Annotated in this window: 19 protein-coding genes; 6 read left to right on the top strand and 13 right to left on the bottom strand. The window is 35.8% G+C overall.

Translation table 11 applies throughout. The annotated features are described in order from the left end of the window. Nucleotides 1-161: 161 nt before the first annotated feature. From BCR21_RS00380 to BCR21_RS00370, 3 genes are read right to left on the bottom strand one after another with little or no spacing between them, the layout of a single operon-like run. On the bottom strand, nucleotides 162-1,832 hold the full coding sequence (locus BCR21_RS00380; protein WP_069644551.1) for a peptide ABC transporter substrate-binding protein: 1,671 nt from the start codon (nucleotides 1,830-1,832) through the stop codon (nucleotides 162-164). Between the two features lie 33 nt (nucleotides 1,833-1,865). Further along, a complete protein-coding gene (locus BCR21_RS00375) occupies nucleotides 1,866-3,236 on the bottom strand; it encodes a transglutaminase-like domain-containing protein (RefSeq protein WP_069644550.1) in 1,371 nt (456 codons plus the stop codon). A 16-nt stretch (nucleotides 3,237-3,252) separates the two neighbouring features. Continuing rightward, the gene (locus tag BCR21_RS00370; RefSeq protein ID WP_069644549.1) at nucleotides 3,253-4,317 is read right to left on the bottom strand and encodes a dipeptide epimerase; all 1,065 of its coding nucleotides are present in this window, start codon (nucleotides 4,315-4,317) and stop codon (nucleotides 3,253-3,255) included. Between the two features lie 298 nt (nucleotides 4,318-4,615). Here BCR21_RS00370 and BCR21_RS00365 point away from each other — a divergent pair, with 298 nt between their 5' ends. Together BCR21_RS00365 and BCR21_RS00360 are read left to right on the top strand one after the other, a co-directional pair. After that, on the top strand, nucleotides 4,616-5,182 hold the full coding sequence (locus tag BCR21_RS00365; protein WP_069644548.1) for a helix-turn-helix domain-containing protein: 567 nt from the start codon (nucleotides 4,616-4,618) through the stop codon (nucleotides 5,180-5,182). A 185-nt stretch (nucleotides 5,183-5,367) separates the two neighbouring features. Continuing rightward, a complete protein-coding gene (locus tag BCR21_RS00360) occupies nucleotides 5,368-5,709 on the top strand; it encodes a metal-sulfur cluster assembly factor (protein ID WP_069644547.1) in 342 nt (113 codons plus the stop codon). 328 nt (nucleotides 5,710-6,037) lie between these two features. Here the strand turns inward: BCR21_RS00360 and BCR21_RS00355 are convergent, their stop codons facing one another. The 7 genes from BCR21_RS00355 to ppdK all read right to left on the bottom strand — a co-directional run bounded on the left by BCR21_RS00355 (nucleotide 6,038) and on the right by ppdK (nucleotide 14,046). Beyond that, on the bottom strand, nucleotides 6,038-6,475 hold the full coding sequence (locus BCR21_RS00355) for a hypothetical protein (protein WP_069644546.1): 438 nt from the start codon (nucleotides 6,473-6,475) through the stop codon (nucleotides 6,038-6,040). Between the two features lie 435 nt (nucleotides 6,476-6,910). Continuing rightward, on the bottom strand, nucleotides 6,911-7,258 hold the full coding sequence (locus BCR21_RS00350) for an EamA family transporter (protein WP_069644545.1): 348 nt from the start codon (nucleotides 7,256-7,258) through the stop codon (nucleotides 6,911-6,913). After that, entirely contained in the window at nucleotides 7,255-7,623 is a 369-nt protein-coding gene (locus BCR21_RS00345) for an EamA family transporter (RefSeq protein WP_069644544.1), read from the bottom strand. Before BCR21_RS00345 ends, BCR21_RS00350 begins: the two co-directional genes overlap by 4 nt. A 15-nt stretch (nucleotides 7,624-7,638) precedes the next feature. Continuing rightward, the gene (locus BCR21_RS00340) at nucleotides 7,639-8,607 is read right to left on the bottom strand and encodes an alpha/beta hydrolase (RefSeq protein WP_069644543.1); all 969 of its coding nucleotides are present in this window, start codon (nucleotides 8,605-8,607) and stop codon (nucleotides 7,639-7,641) included. 190 nt (nucleotides 8,608-8,797) lie between these two features. Next, nucleotides 8,798-10,099, bottom strand: coding sequence for a diaminopimelate decarboxylase (gene lysA / locus BCR21_RS00335; RefSeq protein ID WP_069644542.1), 1,302 nt, complete (start codon nucleotides 10,097-10,099; stop codon nucleotides 8,798-8,800). A 91-nt stretch (nucleotides 10,100-10,190) separates the two neighbouring features. Next, a complete protein-coding gene (locus BCR21_RS00330; protein ID WP_069644541.1) occupies nucleotides 10,191-11,297 on the bottom strand; it encodes a serine hydrolase domain-containing protein in 1,107 nt (368 codons plus the stop codon). Between the two features lie 139 nt (nucleotides 11,298-11,436). Further along, entirely contained in the window at nucleotides 11,437-14,046 is a 2,610-nt protein-coding gene (gene ppdK, locus BCR21_RS00325) for a pyruvate, phosphate dikinase (RefSeq protein ID WP_084013179.1), read from the bottom strand. A 174-nt stretch (nucleotides 14,047-14,220) separates the two neighbouring features. Here ppdK and ccpN point away from each other — a divergent pair, with 174 nt between their 5' ends. Genes ccpN through BCR21_RS00310 form a run of 3 tightly spaced genes read left to right on the top strand, consistent with a single transcriptional unit; the run spans nucleotide 14,221 to nucleotide 17,637 of the window. Continuing rightward, on the top strand, nucleotides 14,221-14,856 hold the full coding sequence (gene ccpN, locus BCR21_RS00320) for a transcriptional regulator CcpN (RefSeq protein WP_069644539.1): 636 nt from the start codon (nucleotides 14,221-14,223) through the stop codon (nucleotides 14,854-14,856). 58 nt (nucleotides 14,857-14,914) lie between these two features. Then, nucleotides 14,915-15,730 (top strand): pyruvate, water dikinase regulatory protein, encoded by an 816-nt coding sequence (locus BCR21_RS00315; protein WP_069644538.1) that lies wholly within the window; start codon nucleotides 14,915-14,917, stop codon nucleotides 15,728-15,730. Between the two features lie 11 nt (nucleotides 15,731-15,741). Beyond that, nucleotides 15,742-17,637: a fructose-bisphosphatase class III gene (locus tag BCR21_RS00310; protein ID WP_069644537.1), complete on the top strand. Its 1,896-nt coding sequence runs from the start codon at nucleotides 15,742-15,744 to the stop codon at nucleotides 17,635-17,637. A gap of 48 nt (nucleotides 17,638-17,685) precedes the next feature. Here the strand turns inward: BCR21_RS00310 and BCR21_RS00305 are convergent, their stop codons facing one another. Continuing rightward, on the bottom strand, nucleotides 17,686-18,345 hold the full coding sequence (locus BCR21_RS00305) for an ABC transporter ATP-binding protein (RefSeq protein ID WP_069644536.1): 660 nt from the start codon (nucleotides 18,343-18,345) through the stop codon (nucleotides 17,686-17,688). Between the two features lie 15 nt (nucleotides 18,346-18,360). Further along, nucleotides 18,361-19,887: an ABC transporter permease gene (locus BCR21_RS00300; RefSeq protein ID WP_069644535.1), complete on the bottom strand. Its 1,527-nt coding sequence runs from the start codon at nucleotides 19,885-19,887 to the stop codon at nucleotides 18,361-18,363. 292 nt (nucleotides 19,888-20,179) lie between these two features. Between BCR21_RS00300 and BCR21_RS00295 the strand changes: the two genes are divergently transcribed. Further along, the gene (locus BCR21_RS00295; protein ID WP_167351754.1) at nucleotides 20,180-21,136 is read left to right on the top strand and encodes a serine hydrolase; all 957 of its coding nucleotides are present in this window, start codon (nucleotides 20,180-20,182) and stop codon (nucleotides 21,134-21,136) included. A 181-nt stretch (nucleotides 21,137-21,317) separates the two neighbouring features. On the opposite strand, the gene BCR21_RS00290 is transcribed toward BCR21_RS00295, so the two are convergent. Next, on the bottom strand, nucleotides 21,318-21,953 hold the full coding sequence (locus tag BCR21_RS00290) for a V-type ATP synthase subunit D (RefSeq protein WP_069644534.1): 636 nt from the start codon (nucleotides 21,951-21,953) through the stop codon (nucleotides 21,318-21,320). Nucleotides 21,954-21,957: the final 4 nt, after the last annotated feature.

The following is a 21,957-nucleotide window of genomic DNA, read 5'->3' as shown; positions in this document are numbered from 1 at the left end:
AAGCTCCCTATCCAAAAAAGAATAGGGAGCTGGAATTCGTTGTAAACTTCTGACCTTCTCAAAGGTGCCCAAGTAGTATAATACAAGCAAATCAATTTGAGGTCAAGCATTTCTGTTAGAAGATTTTTGGTTTTTTAGTAAACCTTTAAACCTTTACTCATTTAATCCTTGATATAAGCATTTTTGTAAGTGCTAGTTGCACCAAAGTTATGATACTCGATTCCTTTAACACCAGGACGAACTAATTGTCCTCTTGCCTGTTGATATAATGGAATCAAAGCAACATCTTCTTCTATTAAAACTTTTTCAGCTGCGATCAATGTTTCCCAACGTTTTTCGGGTTCATTAGCATATTTATTAGAGGCATCATCGATCAACTGATCATATTTTTCACTGCGATAACTTGTTTTATTTTTTGTGCTGACTGAGCTTTCTAGGAACGTCATTGGATCTTGGTAATCTGGACCCCACATGCTGACAGAAAGTTCATAGTCGCCTTTTTTCATGAGTTCGATCGAATTATTCAAAGGAACTGTTTTTACATTGATTTTTAAGCCTGGCAATGTTTTTTCTAATTGTCCTTGTATAAACTCTGCTACTTTCTTATCGCCATCACCATCTTTAGATAACAATTCGATCGTGACATCACCGTTCAATTCTTTTTTAGCTTTATCTAAATATTCGTTGGCTAATTTTTCGTCTGTTTTGACTAAGTCGCCCGCTTCTTTTCTAAAGTCTTCTCCTGTTTCAGGATTGGCAACGAAATTTTTTGGAATGTACCCGTAAATATCTTTTGAACCATCTGCTAAAATATTGTCTACTAAACTTTTCTTATCAAGTGCATAGGCCACAGCTTTACGAACATTTTCGTTTGCAAAGATCGATGGTTTATCGTTACGCTTTTGATTCATTCTCAATGAGTAGACTTTTGAACGTTGAATTGCTTCGTAGTCTGGATTGTCTTTATTTTGTTTTGCAAAATCTCCTGTAAGAATCGCGACATCTAATTCACCTGATTCATATAGATTGAATACTGTATTTGTTTCTTTTAAGACTTCAAAGTGTATTTTTTCTGATTTCACTTTGTCTGCATCGTAATAATTTGGATTTTGAACTAAATCCCATGACATTGATGATTGATCCCAATTTTCCATTAAAAATGGTCCATTAGAAACGATATTTTCGCTTGACGTTCCATATTCCTTGCCTTTTTCTGTCACAAATTTTTCGTTTTGTGGGAAAAATGGTGAGAATGCTAGTAGTGATGTGAAATATGTTACTGGTTTTTCCATTTTAATTTCAAGTGTATAGTCATCTAAGGCTTTGACACCTAATTCATCTGCAGATTTTTCTTCATTCACAATCTCTGTTCCATTGAGGATCGTGCCATCCATTAAGAAAAAGTAATTCGCCTGATTTTTTGGATCGGCCATCTTTTTCCATGCGAAAACAAAATCATTGGCAGTTACTTTGTCGCCATTTGACCATTTTGCATCTTCTCTCAATGTTATTTTGTATGTTTTACCATCTTCAGAGATTTCGGGCATTTCTTTGGCTACTGCTGGAATAACGTTGTCTTTATCATCTAATTGATAAAGTCCTTCAAAAACGTTCGATTGTGCATTTACACTAGGCTCATCTTGTGTGAAAATCGTATCCATCGAACCCACTTCTGATGCTTCCATCAAATTGAGTACTTTTGATGATTTTTGACCTGTTGCAGATTTATCATCTGTACTATCTGCTGACTTATTGCCTGAATTTCCCCCGCAAGCTGAAAGCAACAGCATAGTTGTAATCAATGTTATACTTTGTTTTAACCCTTTTTTCATACGTTCCACCTTTTCCTTCTCATTTTTTATTTATTATACAAGTTCCTCCATTGACACTAACTCTTGTTTCACTTCTAAGTAAGCATAAGGAAGACCTTGATTTTCATATTCAAATTCCCCACGTTGATTGTCGATTGGATCTGCTCGTAAAAAGCGTTTTGGCGGATTGAAATCTTTTTGGATTTCACTATTTGCCGGCATTCTGAAAATGTCTAAATTGCCAAAATAATAATTCCAACGATCTAAATCTCCGTTTCTACGCGCGCCACCGCCAAAAGATAGATCAGCGAAAACCCAACCATAAGGCGCTACATAAAACTGCGCCCAATCATGACAACCAGTATAGTATTGCGATACATATAGCCCTGACTGCCATTTTGCGGGGATGTTAGCCATTCGGCATAAAGTGATGAACAAAATAGCTTGAACGCCGCAATCCCCTTTTAAATTGACTGCAGCATACTCTGAAATGTTCTCAATCGTAAAATATTCCCGCATAAACGAATAATTGACTTTAGTTGTGATAAAGTCATAGATTTTTCGCGCTTTTATTATTGGATTGGTTTCACCTGATAGAATTTCAGCAAGCAATTGTTCCAAATAAGGTGTAAAGCGAATGTGTGGTAATTCTTCATTTAGTTCAAATTCAGGTTGTAACTCAGATGCTTTTTCTGGATCCAACTCTACATAGTCAACTTGATTCGTGTAGCTGTATTCTACTGAAAAAATTTGATCTTCTTCTAAAATTGTTTCAAAATAAACGGTGCGCTGTGCTTCGTTTTCGGGTGCAATAAACGTCGCTTTAGGTGTCGTTTTTAAAATTTGAATATCTGATACCTGTTTACAATCCTTTGGCAAAGGCAGATACACTTTGACCTTTTCTCCTGGACGTTCATATTCTTTTTTTACTTGAATGCTTGCTTTCAAATGGATTTTTACTTTTCTGCCTCCTTGTTCTTTCATTAATTGAACATTATGGGTCAGTTCTTGTTTTCTTAAACGATCCACTTCATTATCTTCTTTAACGATCAGTCTTGCTTCATAATCAGCTTGTGTCTTGATCAAATTCATTAGGAAACGACGTTGAAAATGAATCTTGCCATCAATATAAAGCCAATCTACTTTTCCAGTTTCTTTTAATACTGTTAGTTCTTGCTCTTGGTACTCTTTGAATGTTTCTTTCATCATTTTACTGGCTTCGTCAAAGTCAAATGGATACTCATTGATACCAACGATTCGAATGATGTCTTGCTCGATTTCCAAGCGCTTTCTCAATGCCACGGGTAGTTCATTTGATAATAGGTGTTCAATTAACTTTTCCGCCCCTTTAAAGTCACCATAATTCTTCAACTTAATGATGTCTTCCGGCAAAGGTACACTCATAAATTTTAAATCGTAATACATGTGACACTCACCTTTCTTATTTACTTAAACCTAAACCAGCTTTATCTGACAAAGAGATCAGGCTTGTTGCTTCCAGCCCCACACCGCCTGGTATTGCGACTTCATTCAATCCAAAAGTTGCATCTAAATCTGCTCTTGTGATGTTTTTAGTCGCTGCTGCTAAATGTGCCGCAGCAGTCACACCTATATTGGTTTCTTCCACCATACATCCAATCATACATTCAACACCTGCAGCTTCACAAATACTATTGATTTTCAACGCTTCATGAATCCCACCGCATTTCATCAACTTAATATTCACAAAGTCAACTGCACGTGCTTTGATTAAGCGCAAAGCATCCTTAGAATTAAAACAGCTTTCATCTGACATGATCGGTGTCGAAACATTATTTGTAACAAAAGCCAATCCTTCAATATCGTGGTAAGCAACAGGCTGTTCAACTAATTCAATACCGTATTGAGCTAGATGATTGATTGTATTCACAGCTTCTTTCGGCTTCCACCCTTGATTAGCATCTAAACGAAGATTTATTTGAGTACCAACAGCTTCTCTGATTGTTTTGATACGCGCTATATCTGCAGTAAAACCCGTCCCTACCTTTATTTTCAGCGTGTCAAAACCTTGCGAAACAGCCAATTTTGCTTTTTCAGCCATTTTCTCAGGTGTATCGATCCCAATTGTCATATCTGTTTTAACACATGAATCAAAACCGCCTAAAAGTTTATAAACCGGTAAATTTGCCTTTTTCCCAAATAAATCGTAACAAGCAATATCGATTGCGGTCTTAGCGGAAGGTGCATGTGCTGCCATAGAATTCATGATACTATGGATTTTTTCTATGTCCAAAGGATCAACGCCTAGTAATTGCTTTTCAAATAGTTCGATGCATTCCGTAGTTCCTTTTAACGTTTCACCTGTAATCAAAATCCCCGGCGATCCTTCTCCGTAACCTATCATCCCTTCATCTGTTTCAATTTCAACAATTGCACTCATCGAATGTTCAATTGTTCCAAGTGAAATCGTAATCGGTTCTTTTAGCTTGACTGCTTTTGGTGCTACATTTATTTTTGTTATTTTCAATTCATTTCCCCCAATAGTATTTGATTTATATCAACACTCATTTTTATGTTTATTACTCACCTATCAAAAATAATTATATCTAAAAGAAATAATAAACATCCTTTTTTTAATTTTGAATTAAACTTTACCACAAAATTTGAATTATTGGTTACAATTTTAAGTTTACTCTATGTAAATGTCAATATAATAATGAGATTTAGATGTGTTTTTTTTAATCAAATACCAAGTACTTGTAATTTTGTAACGAATCCGAGATAATATGAATGAAAAAAGGACTCTAAACAAAGGACGGCTGTAGATGGAATTTAGAAAAATTAAGCTTTTAAGGAAAGAAAAAAAGATCACTTTAACTGAACTTGGCGAAAAGACAGGCTACTCTGCAAGCTTCTTATCACAAATCGAACGTGGTATAAATCGCCCTTCGCTTGAAGCTCTTAGAAAAATCGCCGATGCACTAGAAGTCACTGTTGCTTCACTTTTAGCGAATGAAGCACCTCAAGTTATTCCAGATAATGAAACCTCAGAAAATGGTTACAAAGTAATTCGAAACTCTTCTGGTACAATTTATAATCCTTGGCAAACAAACTCAACTTACTATGATACTTTGTTCAATTTACCCGTACATACAAACAATATGGTCATCTCAAAAATTTATATTGATGCTCAATCATCCTCTAGCGGTAAAAAAATTGCTCACAATCTTTGTGAAATCAATTACGTAATTAAAGGTGAAGCAACTATCGAGCTAAAAGATGAGGTACTTATCTTACATGAAGGGGATGCCATATTTTTAGAAGCTTTTACCCAACATAATATTCTTAATGCAACTGAAAATGAGCTGATGCTTTTTACTATGCAATTTTAGAATATCGTCTATCACCATTGATCAACTCCGCTTATCGACACGACTTCATTGAAAAAGATTCTCATTTACAAAGTATTTAAAAAAAGGTATCATATGAAAAGAACAAACTGTAAAAGAGTGCCTTACGGCTCATACGAGCGATTCGTTTAGAGTCATCGGACGACTACAAAAAAGGAGTAGATACAATGACTGAAACAAATCAAGAATGGTCTGCTGAAGAGATTGAAGATATCAAAGAACAAATTTTAACAGCGCTAGAAACAGTAATCGATCCCGAACTTGGAATCGATATCGTTAATTTAGGATTGATTTATGAAGTTGAATTCGCGCAAAATGGTGATACTGTTATCAAAATGACTTTAACTACTATGGGCTGCCCATTAGCTGATGTTCTTACTGAACAGATCCATGAAGCGTTAAAAGAAATTCCAGAAGTGAAAAACCCAGAAGTAAAATTGGTCTGGTATCCCGCTTGGACTACCGATAAAATGTCACGTTATGCTCGGATTGCTTTGGGTATTCGATAATTTTTAATAGAAATTTGCGAGAGTTAGGGTAATGAAAATGATTGCCCTGACTCTTTTTTCGTTTTATTTAGAATATCTATACCACGGATATCTAATTGAGCAGATTACTTTATTTTATCGCAGAAGTATTTCACTATGCCAGTTAGCCAACATCGGAAAACAACCTTACTCAAAGTAAATTATACATAACTATATATACTATGTAAACATCAATAAATATTATAAATAAACTGTTAGCATAAATAAAAATAGAAATGCTCTAAATAACAGAACACTTCTACAGTTAATATTTCCAGTACTATTTTTTCTAATTAACAACAATATTCTTCTAATACACATCCGCTTTCGAAGTCTCTGTTTGCCACTTGCCATCTGCTCGTATTTCCAGAATATAATTATCCGCATCTTTTGGAATTTGAACAATAACTTTCCCTGAATAACTACCCGTTTTATCAACTAAAGTTGCTACGACAGTACCATTACTATCTAACATTTTTACAGTAAATTTTGCTTGTCCATCATGCTTGAGTGCAATAACAATAGGTCCTTTTTTAAAAGGCAAATTCGTAATGACCTCATCTCCTGTACCTGTTTTTGAGACAAGGGTATCGCTTGTTTTATCATCACCACTACTCTCACTACTATAGCTACTTCCAGGATTCACTCCGTAATTATCATCTCTGGCACTTTGGGGGCTATTACATTCAATCTTGCATCCAGACAATATAAATAAGCAAAAAAATATTAAAACGATCATTTTTTTCATTTCTTCCCTCCTTACATCCGCACAATTACGCATCCTGATAAAAGTGCCAACATCACTATGATAAACAGTAAGATTTTCAGTTGTTTATTCATTATTTTACCTCCTTCGGATTGACTTACTTACTTTATTTAAGTATATAGTGTTGCAACTAGAGCGACCTTTTAAAAGTCTCCCAACTTATTTTTGGGCACAAAAAAAGTATTACTGCCGATGCTCTTGTAAAGAACATTGGCAGTAACACTTACGAGTACACGCATTTATTTTTTGCTTGCTTTCAATACTGCGTTCAACATAAAGATTCCTGTCACGATTGTTGTTACGGCCTGCAATAATTTGATTTTATCGATTCCTTTTGATTTGACGGTCATCGTAATCCCTCCTGTTGTTTATAAATCTATAGTACAACTAGAATGATTTCATTACCAATCACATGCTTTATTGGCTGATAATAAAAACGCCAATGATAATTAAAATTACAGCTAAAACTTTTCGAACACTCAGTTTTTCTTTAAAAATAAAGTAACTAATAATAACAGTCCAAACATACGTCAATGATGTCATTGGAAATGCGATTGAATAGTCTAAAAATTTTAATAAAACAATATTAGTTACCGCACTTAAAATGTATAGGAACGATCCCAAATAAATCCAACCATTCTTCAACACCAACTTAAGGCTTAATTGAGGAAGATCATTCATTCCTTTTTTCAAAGCCAAAGCACCTGCACTTCCAGAAAAAGTTGTAATGACCAGAATCATCAAAATTGCTGCATAATCGATCATACCGTCTCCTCGTTTCCTTCAATGCCTAAAAGGATCGAACCTGCAATAATAAAACCTGTTCCAAGTAATTTATACCACGTAATACTTTCATTCAAAAATAATGCCCCTAAAACAATCGACAAAGCAAACCCCAAACTCATCATCGGTTGTAAAATGGACACTTCACCATAACGGAAGGCCGCCATCATAAAAAACATCCCCGCTCCTGCAGCTAAAAAACCGATTGCATAAAGAAGGATCGCATAACTTCCGGTTCCATCAGCACCAAATTTCCATGCTAATTGACCTAAACTACTCAAGGTAGCCGCAATCAAAATCAAGATAATCCCTAAACTTAACTTCTGTTGTTTATTTTTAGCATCCACATGATTTCCCCTTTCTTAACAATAACGATGAACAAATTCAAAAACAGTGTCAAAATAATGCTCTGGCTCATAAATAAATGAAGATAAATGAGGTGCTTTTTCAATAATCAAACTTTCTTTTACACCATTCGTTGCTTCCATATTTTCATAAAGCATTTGATGAGGAACAAATTTATCACCGGTACCATGAATAAACAGCGTCGGCAAATCATTTTTAGCCAACTGAGCTACGGAGGAAGCCTCTTTCAATGAGTAGCCAACTTTCTTTTTAGCCAAGCCATCTGCAATCGTCAATATAGGAAACGCTGGTAACTTGAATGCCGATTGTAGCATAGCACCAAACTCGCTGTAGACAGATGAATAGCCACAATCTACAACTAGACCTTTGATATTATCGGGTAATGATTCGCCACTTGTCATCATCACCGTTGCCGCTCCCATCGATCCCCCAAACAGAATGATTTCAGCTGCAGGTTCAATTACAAGGACTTCTTGGATCCATATTAATAAGTCTAAACGGTCCAGCCAGCCCATTCCAATCACATTTCCTGTACTTTTGCCATGCGCTCTTAAATCTGGAACTAAAATATTATACTGCTGTTCAGAAAACCTTGATGCAACATAAGCCATATCGCGCTTACCATATGAACGATAACCATGAACACAAATTACCCATTTTTTACTTTCAGGATGTGGCCTGATCAATCGGCTGTACAATTTTTCTCCGTCTTTTTCTACCCAATGATCTTTCGCAAACGCTTCTTGCCAAAAAAGATCACCTTGTTGAATTTGTTGCTCCTCAGTAAGGTCATATTGAGATTTTCCTTTATTGAAATTATCTGGATTCATCATTTTATGACCTGTCTTGTCATACCAATTATTATCTCTAAAAAGTGCTACATTTAGGAAAAAATTCGCTGCATAAACAGAAACTGCAACAATCAAAATCAATAAAACAACCAAGATCAATACAATCCACTTCACGCACTCCACCTCAATTCTAAAAATTTGACTCCTTATTTAATTATACTCTTATTTTTGAAAAAAAGTATGGATGTACTAAAAACAAAAAGTGAGTAGGACATGACTCTTCGAGTCATATCCCACTCACATGGAATCTGGATAAACGATAGGAGCAAAAGCAATCCCTCTGTTCCATCCTCTCTATCGTTTATTACTCACAATCTAATGAAATCAAATCTGCATAAGTCTCTCGGCGAATCACTAATTTATCCTGACCATTTTCTACAAAAACAACAGCGGGTTTTAAGTTACGATTATAATTATTTGCCATTGAATAACCATATGCACCCGTACTTGTCATAGCAAATAAATCTTCTGGTTCCATGGGTGGTAACTCGATATTTTTGATTAAAATATCTCCTGATTCACAATATTTACCGACAATTCTCATTTCTTCTGGCGTTTCCGCACTGATTCTGTTTGCTAAAAATCCGTCGTAAACTGCATCATACAATGCTGGGCGAATATTATCACCCATTCCACCATCTACTGATACATAATGACGTACATCAGGAATGATTTTTTGTGCACCAACTGTATAAATCGTTGTTCCAGCTTCAGCGATAATACTGCGACCAGGTTCGATCCATATTTCTGGAAATCTGTAATCTAGCAATTCGCATTGACCTTTTACTGCATTTACAATAGCGTTAACAAATGCTTCTGGCTCTAATGGATCGTCAGCCTCTGTGTATTGCACACCAAATCCGCCACCCATATTCAAAATATCGACCGTATAATCAAACTCTTTTTTCCATTCATTTAAGATGAGTAACATTTTTTCGACAGCTGCTAAAAATCCTTCAGCAGAAAAAATTTGTGACCCAATATGGCAATGGGCTCCTTTTAAAACCAAACGCTCATCTGCTAAGATTTTTTTTAGTGCTTGTGTCGCTTGTCCACTGTTCACATCGAAACCAAATTTAGAATCAACTTGTCCAGTTAAAATATACTCATGGGTTTCGGCATCCACACCTGGTGTAATACGAAACATGACGTTTTGTTTCTTACCAGCTTCTTTTAAAACAGCACTTAATAAGTCGATCTCATAAAAATTATCGATAATGATCGTACCCACACCTTGTTCAACGGCATATGCAAGTTCTTCTTTGGTCTTATTATTTCCATGAAATTCGATATTTTCAGGTGACATGCCGCCTTTGATTGCCGTATAGATTTCCCCAGCAGAAACCACATCACAACCTAGCTCTTCTTCTTCTAAAAGTTTATACATCGCTAAACAACAAAATGCTTTACTTGCGTAAATCACCTTATTTTTTACTCCTAAAGAGTTGAATGTTTGTTTAAATCCTCTTGCACGCTCTCGAATATGCGCAACATCATAAACAAATAACGGTGTTCCATATTTCTCAGCTAAACGAACCGTGTCACAACCACCGATCGTTAAATGCTCTTGTTCGTTAAATTCTGCTGTTCCAAATAATAGTGGCATCTCTTCACCTTCTTCAATTGATTTATTAAAAATAATAGCATAAAAATGAAAAACTTCCTATCACTTTTTCATTATTTTCACAAATAGCCACTTACCTGTTTAGCAGCTGACTATAAAGTTTTTCACTTAATGCTCGCATACCATCATTTGCTGGCTGATTGGCAAAAAGAATCACTAGATTTTTATTATCTTGATCACCATAGATTACTGTACCGTATCCACCTAAGCTACCTTCTGAATATTTTAAATCATCAAAATAGATTATTCCTGTTTGATACCCATCATCTTTAGCACCTGCTAGTTTTTCATATTCAGCTTGCTCAAAAAGTTTTCCATTTGCTAAACTTTGAATGAATACCAAAAAATCCTCAGTTGACATATACATGTTGCCCGCGCCTAATAAACTGGAGAATAGCTTTTCATTTGCCGGAAACGGATCTGCTTGGTAATCTTCATCCATATAAAAGTAAGGTTTTGGAATTATTTCATCTTTAGGTAGGTTATCCCAAAAATAAGTATGGCTCAATGATAGCTTATCAATCACTCTTCTTTGGACAACTTCCTCATAAGATTGACCTGTGAGTTTAGAGAGGATACCAGCAAGTATTGTATAATTGCTATTCGTATAATTAAATTCCTTACTTCCGACCACAGACAAGGAATCTAAAACATTATCTATCTGGCTTTCCTGATCTGTCAAAAGCTTGTCTGGTTCCTCTTCATCCATAAGAATACCAGAGTTGTGATCAAGCAATTGTTGAATCGTGATGGTCTGACTCAAGTTAATTTCTGGATAAAAAGTATCTAAAGTAGTATCTAATTTTAGTTTACCTTCTTTCACTAATTCTAAAATAAGTGACCCTGTGATTATTTTCTGTAAGGAAGCAATTGGAAATAGACCGTCTATTTTATTTGGGCGCTTATTTTGCGCATCTGCATACCCGAAATGTTGTTGATAAAAAATCTGATTTTGGCTAACCAACAAAGCTGCACCTTGAAAATGAGCCTCTTTGATTAGCTGATCGATATTCTTTTTACTGTCAGATTTCGACAGCGTCCCCTTCTGATTATTTGCTTGCCTTTCCGATAAATGTTCTACGAAAAGACCATTTTCTTTGTTAAAAAACCAACTACTTAAAAGCATAAAAAGCAAAAGGAGCATTCCTCCTACAATAGACCATTTCCATCGCTTATTCATGTTGTTCACTTCTTTCTTGATCCACTTCCAATAAATTATAACATTTACTGAAAAAAAAGCAGAACACTAAGAAAAAAGAAATTAAAAATAGACTAAAACAACACCATATAAGCACCGTTTTAGTCCACCTAATATTTTTTTATTGCTCTTGTGCAATCGTCAAGATAGCTGCTGGAATCCTATATGGTGAACACGAGATATAATCCACGCCAATTTTTTTCAAAAAACGAATTGACTGAGGATCTCCGCCAACCTCACCACAAACACCAATTGTAATTGATGGATCAACATGTCTGATTTTATCTACAGCTATTTTCATCAAGCTACCCACGCCATCCTCATCAATATGCTGAAAAGGGTCTTCTTTTAGTAATTTCTTCTCTTGATACGCTCCAATAAATTTACCGGAATCGTCACGGGAAAAGCCATAAGTTAATTGTGTTAAATCATTCGTTCCAAAACTGAAAAAATCAGAAACTTCTGCTATTTTTTCAGCTGTTAAACAAGCTCTTGGTATCTCTAACATGGTGCCTATTTTGTATGAAATGACTTGGTTGGTTTTAACAAAAATTGTTTGGATCGTTTGTTCTAAGCGTTCTCTTAACCACGCCATCTCTTCTTTACTACCAATCAAAGGAATCATGATTTCTGGTACAATTTCTAGTATCACTCCTTTTTGAGCAACTTCTATTGCACTCTCAATGATAGCTGCTACTTGCATTTCATAGATTTCAGGTGTTGTAACTGCTAAACGACATCCACGATGACCAAGCATTGGATTTTGTTCGTGCAACTCTTCAATACGATGTTTGATCTCAGCCGTTGTCAGCTTTGTTTCATTTGCTAAATGAATAATTTCCTCTTCTGTTTGCGGTAAAAATTCATGTAATGGTGGATCTAGCAAACGAATGGTGCACGCTTTTCCTTCTAATAAAGTAAACATCGCTCGAAAATCATTCTTTTGGAATTCTTTTAGTCGATCTAATGGTGCTATGAGGGATTCTTTATTTTCAGCAAGAATCATTTTACGTATTTCAACTATTCGTTCTTCACCGAAAAACATATGCTCTGTTCTTGCTAAACCAATCCCTTGCGCTCCTAATTTCAATGCTGTTTTAATATCCGCTGGCGTTTCCGCATTGGCTTTGACACCAATACTAGCTCCTTCTTTAGCCCAGCCCGTGATTGTTTCTAATAACTGCCATTCATCCCCTTCGATGTAGGGAATACTACCAAGATAGATGGTTCCTGTTGTTCCATCAACCGAAATTGTATCTCCTTTACGCAAGATAACATCTCCTGCAGTTGCTTGCTCTAAGAATTCATCCACATAAACTTCCTCACAACCTGCAACACAACAAACACCCATTCCCCGTGCTACTACAGCTGCATGAGAGGTCATACCACCTCTAGAAGTTACGATTGCTTCACTAACTACCATACCTTCGATATCCTCAGGTGAAGTTTCCTGACGAATCAAAATAACTTTTTCACCTTGTTCACTCGCTTTTTTCGCTTGTTCTGCAGTAAAATAAATCGTTCCACTTGCGGCCCCTGGACTGGCTGGCAACCCTTTAGCAAAAACTACCGCCTTTTTTAATTCATCCGGTTCAAAAACAGGATGAAGCAATTGAGTGATCATGGTTTGATTAATACGTTGGAGTGCTTCTTTTTTCGAGATTATTCCTTCTTCAACTAACTGAATGCAGACTTTGAATGCAGATTTTGCTGTTCGTTTGCCATTTCTAGTTTGCAAAAAATACAATTTTCGATTCTCGATCGTAAATTCAATATCCTGCATATCTCTGTAGTGGCTTTCTAGCAATTGACTTAACGTTAAGAATTCTTGATATACTTCTGGCATCAAGGCTTTAAGCTCACTGATCGGCTGAGGGGTCCGTATTCCTGCAACCACATCCTCCCCTTGTGCGTTTAATAGAAATTCGCCGAAAATCCCTTTCTCACCTGTTGCAGGATTTCTAGTAAACGCAACACCTGTCCCGCTATCAGCGCCAAAATTGCCAAAAACCATCTCTTGAATGTTGACTGCTGTTCCCAATGAATCAGAAATATTATGCAACCGACGATAAGTAACTGCCCTACGATTATTCCATGAACGAAAAACAGCTTCCACTGCCAACATTAATTGCTCGTATGGATTTTGAGGAAACGCCTGATGTGTCACTTCTAGAAAAATATTTTTATAAACCGCTACCAATTCCTGCCAATCTTCTGCTTGCATATCTGTATCTGAATGATATCTTTTCTTTGATTTGTAAAAATCAAGCTGTTCTTCAAATCGATTTTTATCGATACCACAAACCACATCCCCAAACATTTGCAGGAGTCTTCTATAGCAATCAAAAGCAAAACGACCATCTCCTGTTTTTTGTACCAATCCAAGAACTGTCTCATCGTTTAAACCTAAGTTTAAAATCGTGTCCATCATTCCTGGCATTGAAAATTTTGAACCACTTCGTACTGAAACCAATAACGGGTCTAAAGCATCCCCTAATTTCTTCTGAGTTCTTTTTTCCATTTTAATAATGTGTTGTCGAATTTCTGCGTTAAGGTCACTTGAAATATTTTCTTTCTTTTTTAAGTAATCTAAACAAGCTTCCGTTGTGATCGTAAAGCCTGTCGGTACAGGTAGGTTCAGTTTTGTCATTTCAGCTAAATTAGCGCCTTTACCTCCTAATAAATCACCTTGTTCTTTACTTCCTTCTGAAAAATCAACCACATATTTCACAAGCAAAATCTCCTTATCATTTTATATAGTGTATCACATTGGTATAAATACGATTATATTGTGTATCACATTCCTTGTCAACAAGAATTAGTATATCCTTTTTTTGTTGTTGCTTTATTTTTATAAGAAATATATAATAATTAGTGTGTCACATTAAGAAAGTAGGTCGATAAAATGAAACTTACCTCAAGACAATTGGAGATCATCAAAATTGTTAAGGAAAATGAACCGATCAGCGGTGACAATATCGCCAAAACGCTTGGTTTAAGCCGGGCAACCTTGCGAAGCGATTTAGCGATTTTGACGATGACTGGTTTGCTTGATGCTAGACCAAAAGTTGGCTATTTTTATACAGGCCAGACAATTGAGCCCTTGCTTTATGAAAAATTATACAAAAAAACAGTGGAAGATATTATGCTCCCACCGATACTTATCCATCAAAGTACAACAGTTTATGATGCCGTCACAAATTTATTTATGTACGATGTCGGTTCTTTATATGTTAAAGATGACAACGATGAATTGAATGGTGTCTTATCTCGTAAAGATTTACTACGAGCGGCTATTAGTAATCCTAATACTGAAAAAACTCCTGTTGCGATGATCATGAGTCGTATGCCAAACATCATCACGATTACTCGTGACCGTACGATTTTAGAAGCGGGCGGCCTTTTGATACAACATAACATCGATACCTTACCTGTTGTTGAAATCGATCAACCTAAAAAAGTGATTGGGAAAGTAACAAAAACGAGAATGATGTCTTACTTTATCAATGCTGGTAATGATATCGAAAAAGAGAATTATTGATAATCAGAAATAATGAAAAAATCAAAAATCGAACCTTAAAAATTAGGAGAGTGTATTCATGCAAAACGACAAAATCAAAATTTATTTAGTATCAGATTCAGTTGGTGAAACTGCACAAAAAATCATTTCAGCAGTCTCTGCCCAATATCCAAGTATTGATATGAGCGATATTCAACGTTTTCCATTTATTACCGATGAAGAGTTATTGCAGCCGATTTTGAGAGATGCTTTACATGACAAAGCTGTTGTTGTTACAACATTGGTGAATAAAAAACTAGTGAATCTGGTTAAGGATTTTGCAAACCGAACTGGATTACAGTACGTCGACTATATGAGTCCATTAAGCGAAATCGTTGAAGGTACCTTTGGTGTTCAGCCTTTACAAGAACCAGGGGCCATCCATAAATTGAACGAACAATACTTTAGCCGCGTTTCAGCAATTGAATTTGCAGTGAGATACGATGATGGTAAAGATTCCAAAGGTTTCTTAGAAGCTGACTATGTATTATTAGGTGTTTCTCGTACCTCTAAAACTCCATTAAGCATGTATATGGCAAACCGAAATCATAAAGTTGCGAACTTACCACTAATTCCCGAAGTTCCTTTACCTGCTGAATTAGATCAAATCGACCCTAAAAAAATTATTGGTTTAACAACGAGTATCGACAGTTTGATGGGTATCCGTAAGTCTCGTTTGCATTCATTAGGCTTAAAGGAAGATTCTGCCTACACTAATGCCGATCGTATTCAGGAAGAATTAAATTATGCCAATAGTGTTTTTGAGAAATACAATGCTTTAGTGATCAATGTTGATAAAAAATCGATTGAAGAAACAACAACGATCATCGAAGATTTAGCTCAAAACAAACAATAAGGAGTTCTAATATGAGTAATCGCCAATCAAATGAGCTAATTGCCGAAATTATAAATTTAGAAGCTATTTTGAATTTACCAAAAGGAACTGAGCATTTCATCAGTGATCTTCATGGAGAATTTGAAGCGTTCAACCATATTTTAAGAAATGGTTCGGGAAGTATTCGAGAAAAAGTTAATATACTTTTCAATCAAGAACTTTCTGCAGAACAAATCGATGAACTGTGTTTTTTGATTTACTATCCTGAAGAAAAAATTCAGTCTTTGAGATTTCAGCAACCACTCCCTCAAAATTGGTGGTTTGAGGCTATCGAGAATCTTTTGGTCATTGTCCGTTTTTCATCAAGTAAATACACTCGATCTAAAGTTAGAAAAGCGCTGCCTGAGACGTATGCCTATATTTTAGAGGAATTGATTTATCAGTACGATGAAACGACCAATAAAAAAGCGTACTATAAACAAATCATTCGAAAAATCATCGAACTCGGTGAAGCGGAACGTTTTATTACAGATCTAGCCTATCTAACTCAGCGATTTGTGATTGATCACCTTCACGTGATTGGAGATATTTATGATCGTGGCCCTCATCCTGATAAAATCATGGATTCTTTGACTCGCTATCATTCCCTTGATATTCAATGGGGAAATCATGATATTATCTGGCTGGGGGCTGTGAGCGGATCAAAAGCTTGTTTGGCCAATGTCCTGAGGATTTGTGCCCGTTATGGTAATCTTAACCTTTTAGAGGATGCTTATGGAATCGATTTAACTTTATTAAAATCATACAGTCGTAACTTCTATCAGGAAAATAGTCATTTTATGCCTAAGAAAAATCCATATAGAAAACTTACACTAACAGAAATAAACGATGCAATGAAAATCCAGCAAGCAATGGCGATCATTCAAGAAAAACTTGAAGGACAATTGATTAAACGCCACCCAGAATTTCAAATGAATCATCGATTACTATTGGATAAAATTAAAAACGACCAACTTATGATCGATGGTCAGCCTTATAATTTGATCAATTCATGCTTTCAGACAATTGATTGGTCTGATCCCTATCAATTGTCTGAGGAAGAAGAGCACGTCATAACAGATTTACTACAGCAATTTCAACACGCTCAAAAATTAAATAAACATATGACTTTTCTAGTAGAAAAAGGTTCACTATACCTTTCTTATAATCATAACCTGTTGATTCACGGCTGCATACCGCTTAATGAAGATGGTTCTTTTCAATCTGTGATTTTTAATGGAAAAAAATATGCCGGTAAAAGCTTACTTGACTTTTTTGAGACAAACATCAAACAAGCTTTTGCAAAACCATGGCAAACAGAAGATTTTTCAACTGATATTGTCTGGTACCTATGGTGTGGTGAGCATTCATCTCTTTTTGGTAAAAAAGCAATGAAAACATTTGAACGCTATTTTATCCAAGAAACAGAAACCCATGTGGAAGAAAAAAATGCTTATTATAAGTTAAGAAATCGTTCTGACATTTGCCAATATATTTTAAATGCTTTTGATCTTAATGAATTTGACGCTCATATTATCAATGGACATACTCCAGTAAAACTGATCAAAGGAGAATCACCGATCAAAGCTGAAGGTAAAATGCTTGTCATAGATGGCGGATTTTCACGTGCTTACCAAAAAGTAACTGGAATTGGCGGCTATACACTTTTATATAATTCTTTTGGTATGCAATTAGCCGCACATAAACCTTTTTCGGATAAAAAAACTGCACTCGAAAAAAATGATGATATTATCTCTACAAGGCAAATCGTTGATCGTCAGGTAAAACGGTTAAAAGTAAAAGATACAACGATCGGCGCCACTTTGATCAAAGACACTATAAAACTAAAACAGCGATTAGAACATGTCACCCGAGTTTCTTCCAATTAAAAAATAAGAACAAAGATGCACTAATTTCTTGCGTCTTTGTTCTTATTTTTACTTGATCAACTCGAATGCTTGATTTTTTAGTTCATAGACTTCATCACAAGCTTTTGCTACTTCTTGCTCATGTGTCACGATGATAATACATTTTTGCTGATCATGTGCTACTTTTTGAAATAATTGAACAATATCTTTTGATGTTTTTTCATCTAAATTACCTGTTGGCTCATCCGCTACAATCAGTTCATGATCACAACAAAGTGCTCTAACGATCGCTACACGTTGCTGTTGCCCTCCTGATAGCTGAGTTACACTCTTTTTAGCCAAAGTTTCATCGATCCCGACACTCGCTAAATTTTCCAACGCATAAGCTCGTTTATCTGCTTGTTTTGAGTTGGATATCGCCATTGCTGTTAAAACATTATCTAAAGCTGACATATAAGGCAATAAATTATACGCTTGAAAAATAATCGATACATCGTTTTTCCGGTAATTTCTAAGGCCGATTTTAGTAAGCGCATCTCCATTATAAAGAATAGATCCTGTTTTAGGTACATCTAATCCTGCAATCAACGAAAGAAATGTCGTCTTACCAGAGCCGCTTGCTCCTAAAATAGCATACATCTTTCCACGCTGAAATTCTAAATTAACGTTTTTATAAAGAAATTCCTGTTCATTTTTATACCAATACCCTACTTCTTGTGTCTGTAACATCGCTTTTCCTCTTTTCTATGTGGTCAAGATTTTTTTAGGCTGTAGTCTTAAAATTCCAATGGACGATAATATGATCGAGAAGAAGCTGATTAAAAGTCCTAATCCAGCTAATGTTGCGATTTCTTTTGGTTGAACAGAGATGTTTAACTCTTCGATTGCTTTTGCTGCTTCTTCAGAGCTTGCACCAAGTCTACTCATACCGCCAGCACCAGGTCCTCCTTGTCTTTGTTCTCCTCCTCTATCACCTTTTTCCGTTGGTTGACCTTGATTATTTGCAGATTGCTGAACAGATTCTGTTTGTTGGCTGATCAGCTGCTCACCGACTACATTTCCTACAATATTTCCGCTAAAGGTCGCAATCACTAACGCGACAAACATACAAATAATGATTTCACTGAAGAATTGTAAAACTACTTTGAAACGAGATTCTCCAAGTGATAATAATACGCCAATTTCATAACGTCTTTCCCTGATTGTCATCATCACGATCAAAGTCAGTATGATTACTCCCGCAACTGCCACTAAAATAACGATATTTTTGGCAAAGCTTGCAACATTATTCAAAGGTTGTAACATTTGTTGATACGCTTGATCGTTTGTTTGTAGGCTGAAGCTGTCTGTGTCAATCAATTTTTCTGCGTCTTTAACAAAGGTATCCATCTGTTTGGGATCATCCAATGTATAAGCTGCTGAATCAATGGTGCCTGTTGCGTCATCCCCTTTTAACGTGTTCGCAAATGTATAAGATGTATATAAAGTATTTGCTGGATTTAAGAAATTAAACATCATCCCCATGCTATCGCCATTTTCAGAAGTTTTATAAATCCCTTTAATCTTTAATTCATACGTTTTTGTGTCATCTTCCGGATCAGTTACCTTAAATGTGTCACCGACTTTTAACTCATTTGCATCAGCCAATGTTTGCTCGATTGCAACGTTATTTGTATCTTTATCTGACTCGCTAATGGCTTCACCACTCGTGATTTCAGCAGTCCCGTCAGAAAAATCACTCGACATAGACAAATTCATCACACCACTCACTTGAAAATCACTTTGCTTCATATCAGCCATTGGACCGCCACCCATTTTCCCCCCTTCTTGAGGCTGCCCTAAAGTGTCACCATTTGTTTGATCTGTTGATGATGTTGCTGTCTCACTTTCTGAGTCAGTAGAAATCGGTGTAATGCCGTCACCTGCGCCCGCAGAGGATGAAGATAAAAATGAGTATGACTTCACATTAGCTAAATCAGCAATCTTTTGCGCATCTGCTAATGAAACAGGTGTTAAACTAAAACTGCCTGGATCTGGCTTTTCTCCTGTATTCCCTTCTTGATTTTTTTTCATCGCTGCTTCTCGATTCGCTGACAAGGTAACCGTTGCGCCCACGCTTTTTTTGGCGTTTTCAGTCGCAGTTAGTGCGGCACTTTGAATCGTTAAACCAGCTAAAACAAAAATCAAAATAGCTGAAAAGACAGCACATAATAAAAATGTTCGACCTTTTTTTGACTTCATACTTAATAATGCACGTTTGATAAAATTCATAAAATGTAATTCCTCCTCAAATATTGATAGCAATGTTACGTAAGGTTTCTTACATAACTCTACTCGTGAACAGCTATTACTTTATTCCTCTTACCTTAAACAAACCTTAAAGCATAATTTCATCGTTTTATTCTCGCTGCTCTCTATAACGCGCCTTGCAAATCTATAGAAAAAGTGATTAAATGGTTGTGGTCGTATTTTTTAGCGAAACCTTTTATAGGCATTAAATGTCCTATAATTATTCACAGATATGATCCTTACAATTCTAATTTTTGAAAGGAACGAAAGATATTTGGAAAAAAAGAAAATGACTCTATATGGGATGATTTTCTCTATTTGTTTCTTTTTGATTGTTTCGTTCTTTTTTTCTACTCATACAGTAGATTACGCAAACGAAACTGAAACGAGTGAAAAAATTACCGTTCCATTAAAAACAACATCTGCTTCTGCAGTTAAAAATCCTGAACCAAAAGAAAAAGACAGTCCAGAACTGACAGCTTTTTATCATAAAATCGAACAAACAATGACAGAAACTGCGAAAAGCTTTAACGGTGAGGTTGGGATAACATACGTGGATTTGACAACTGGAAAGCAGATTTCAGTTGATGGTACGAAAGAATTCTATAGCGCCAGCACAATCAAGGTGCCCTTAGCTATGATGATTGCAGACAAAGTTCAGGCTGGCGGTTTAAAATGGGATGACCAGCTTACATTTAACGAAAAAGAAGATTATGAAGATGGTACTGGCATTATTATTAACGATATTCAGCCAACCTACTCGTTAAGAACACTACAGGAATACAACATCACGTATTCAGATAATATCGCTAAAAATATGCTCTATGATACATTTGGCGGAGATGTCGAAGCAAAAAAAGCCCTTTATGCTCATTTTTTGCAAAAAGAAACAGATTGGGACGATGCAAAGTTCACTTCTGAGGATGCTGCAAAAATCCTTAAAATTTTATATGAAGAAAAATCATCGAATCAAGAATATCAAACGATTTATGATTATATGAAAAATACTGTTTTCCATGAACGTATGGATACCCCGACAACATCAGGGAAAGTTGCACATAAGATAGGTTCCTATGCTGGATTCTTACATGACATTGGTATCTTAGAAACGGAGCATCCTTTTATTCTAACTGTGTTTACGAATGGACAGACGGACGCGGGTATTTCATTTATCTCAACCATTACAGATCGATTATGGACGATACAAAGCAATGACTATCCAAAAAAATGAGGCCGAGACAAAAGTGTTTAGCTCCGAGAAATAAGAGGGAATTCACGAAAATTGCTCTTCAAATTTTTGTGAATTTCAGCTTATTTCCGAAGGAGCTGCTTTTTTCTAGCCGTTTATTCGGTTTTAGAGCGTGGGACAAAACTGATTTTTAGTTTTGTCCCACGCTCTATTTTTGGATTTATTACGTATTACCACCCATATTTTTGATTTTGATCAAACGCGTGATTTCACTTCGTTCATTTTCTTCCAATTTCATTTGAATATAATAAATTGTTTCTTCTAATTGAGGAATCGTCATATATTCTAAAGCATTCACACGTCGACGTGTCTTCTCTATTTCTTCTGCCATTAATTGGCAGGTCTTTTCAACTTCTGCCAATTCCAGTAGTTTTGGTAAAATACTCGAAATTTTGTCAAAAACACTATCCAATTCTGCATTTGAATTTAGATAACCGTAATTTAGCGGTGCATCTGTTACCGTTTCATCGTAGTGAAAATTCATGATTGGAACCGTCACACTCATAATATTTTTTTCAATGACATCTAGTGTGACATCATCTGCAGGAACAGCTACCAATTCTTCGATAAAAGCTTCGTTCAGTGTTGCATTGGCTAATACAAAGTTAGATAATGCGGCTGTCAATTCTTGTTCTACATCGATTCGCAGCTGATTATTCTTTTTGACGAGCAATATAAAGCGACGCATCAGTTCATCTTGCTTATCTTTTAATAATTTATGGCCACGACTTGCCGTTCCAAGTTGCTTCTTTAAACGAGAGAGTTCCATTCGAGTAGGATTCACATTTAACCGTGCCATAATC

The sequence above is a fragment of the Enterococcus ureasiticus genome (assembly GCF_001730285.1).
Taxonomy (GTDB): Bacteria; Bacillota; Bacilli; order Lactobacillales; family Enterococcaceae; genus Enterococcus_L; species Enterococcus_L ureasiticus.
This window is presented reverse-complemented; position numbering and strand designations above follow the sequence as displayed.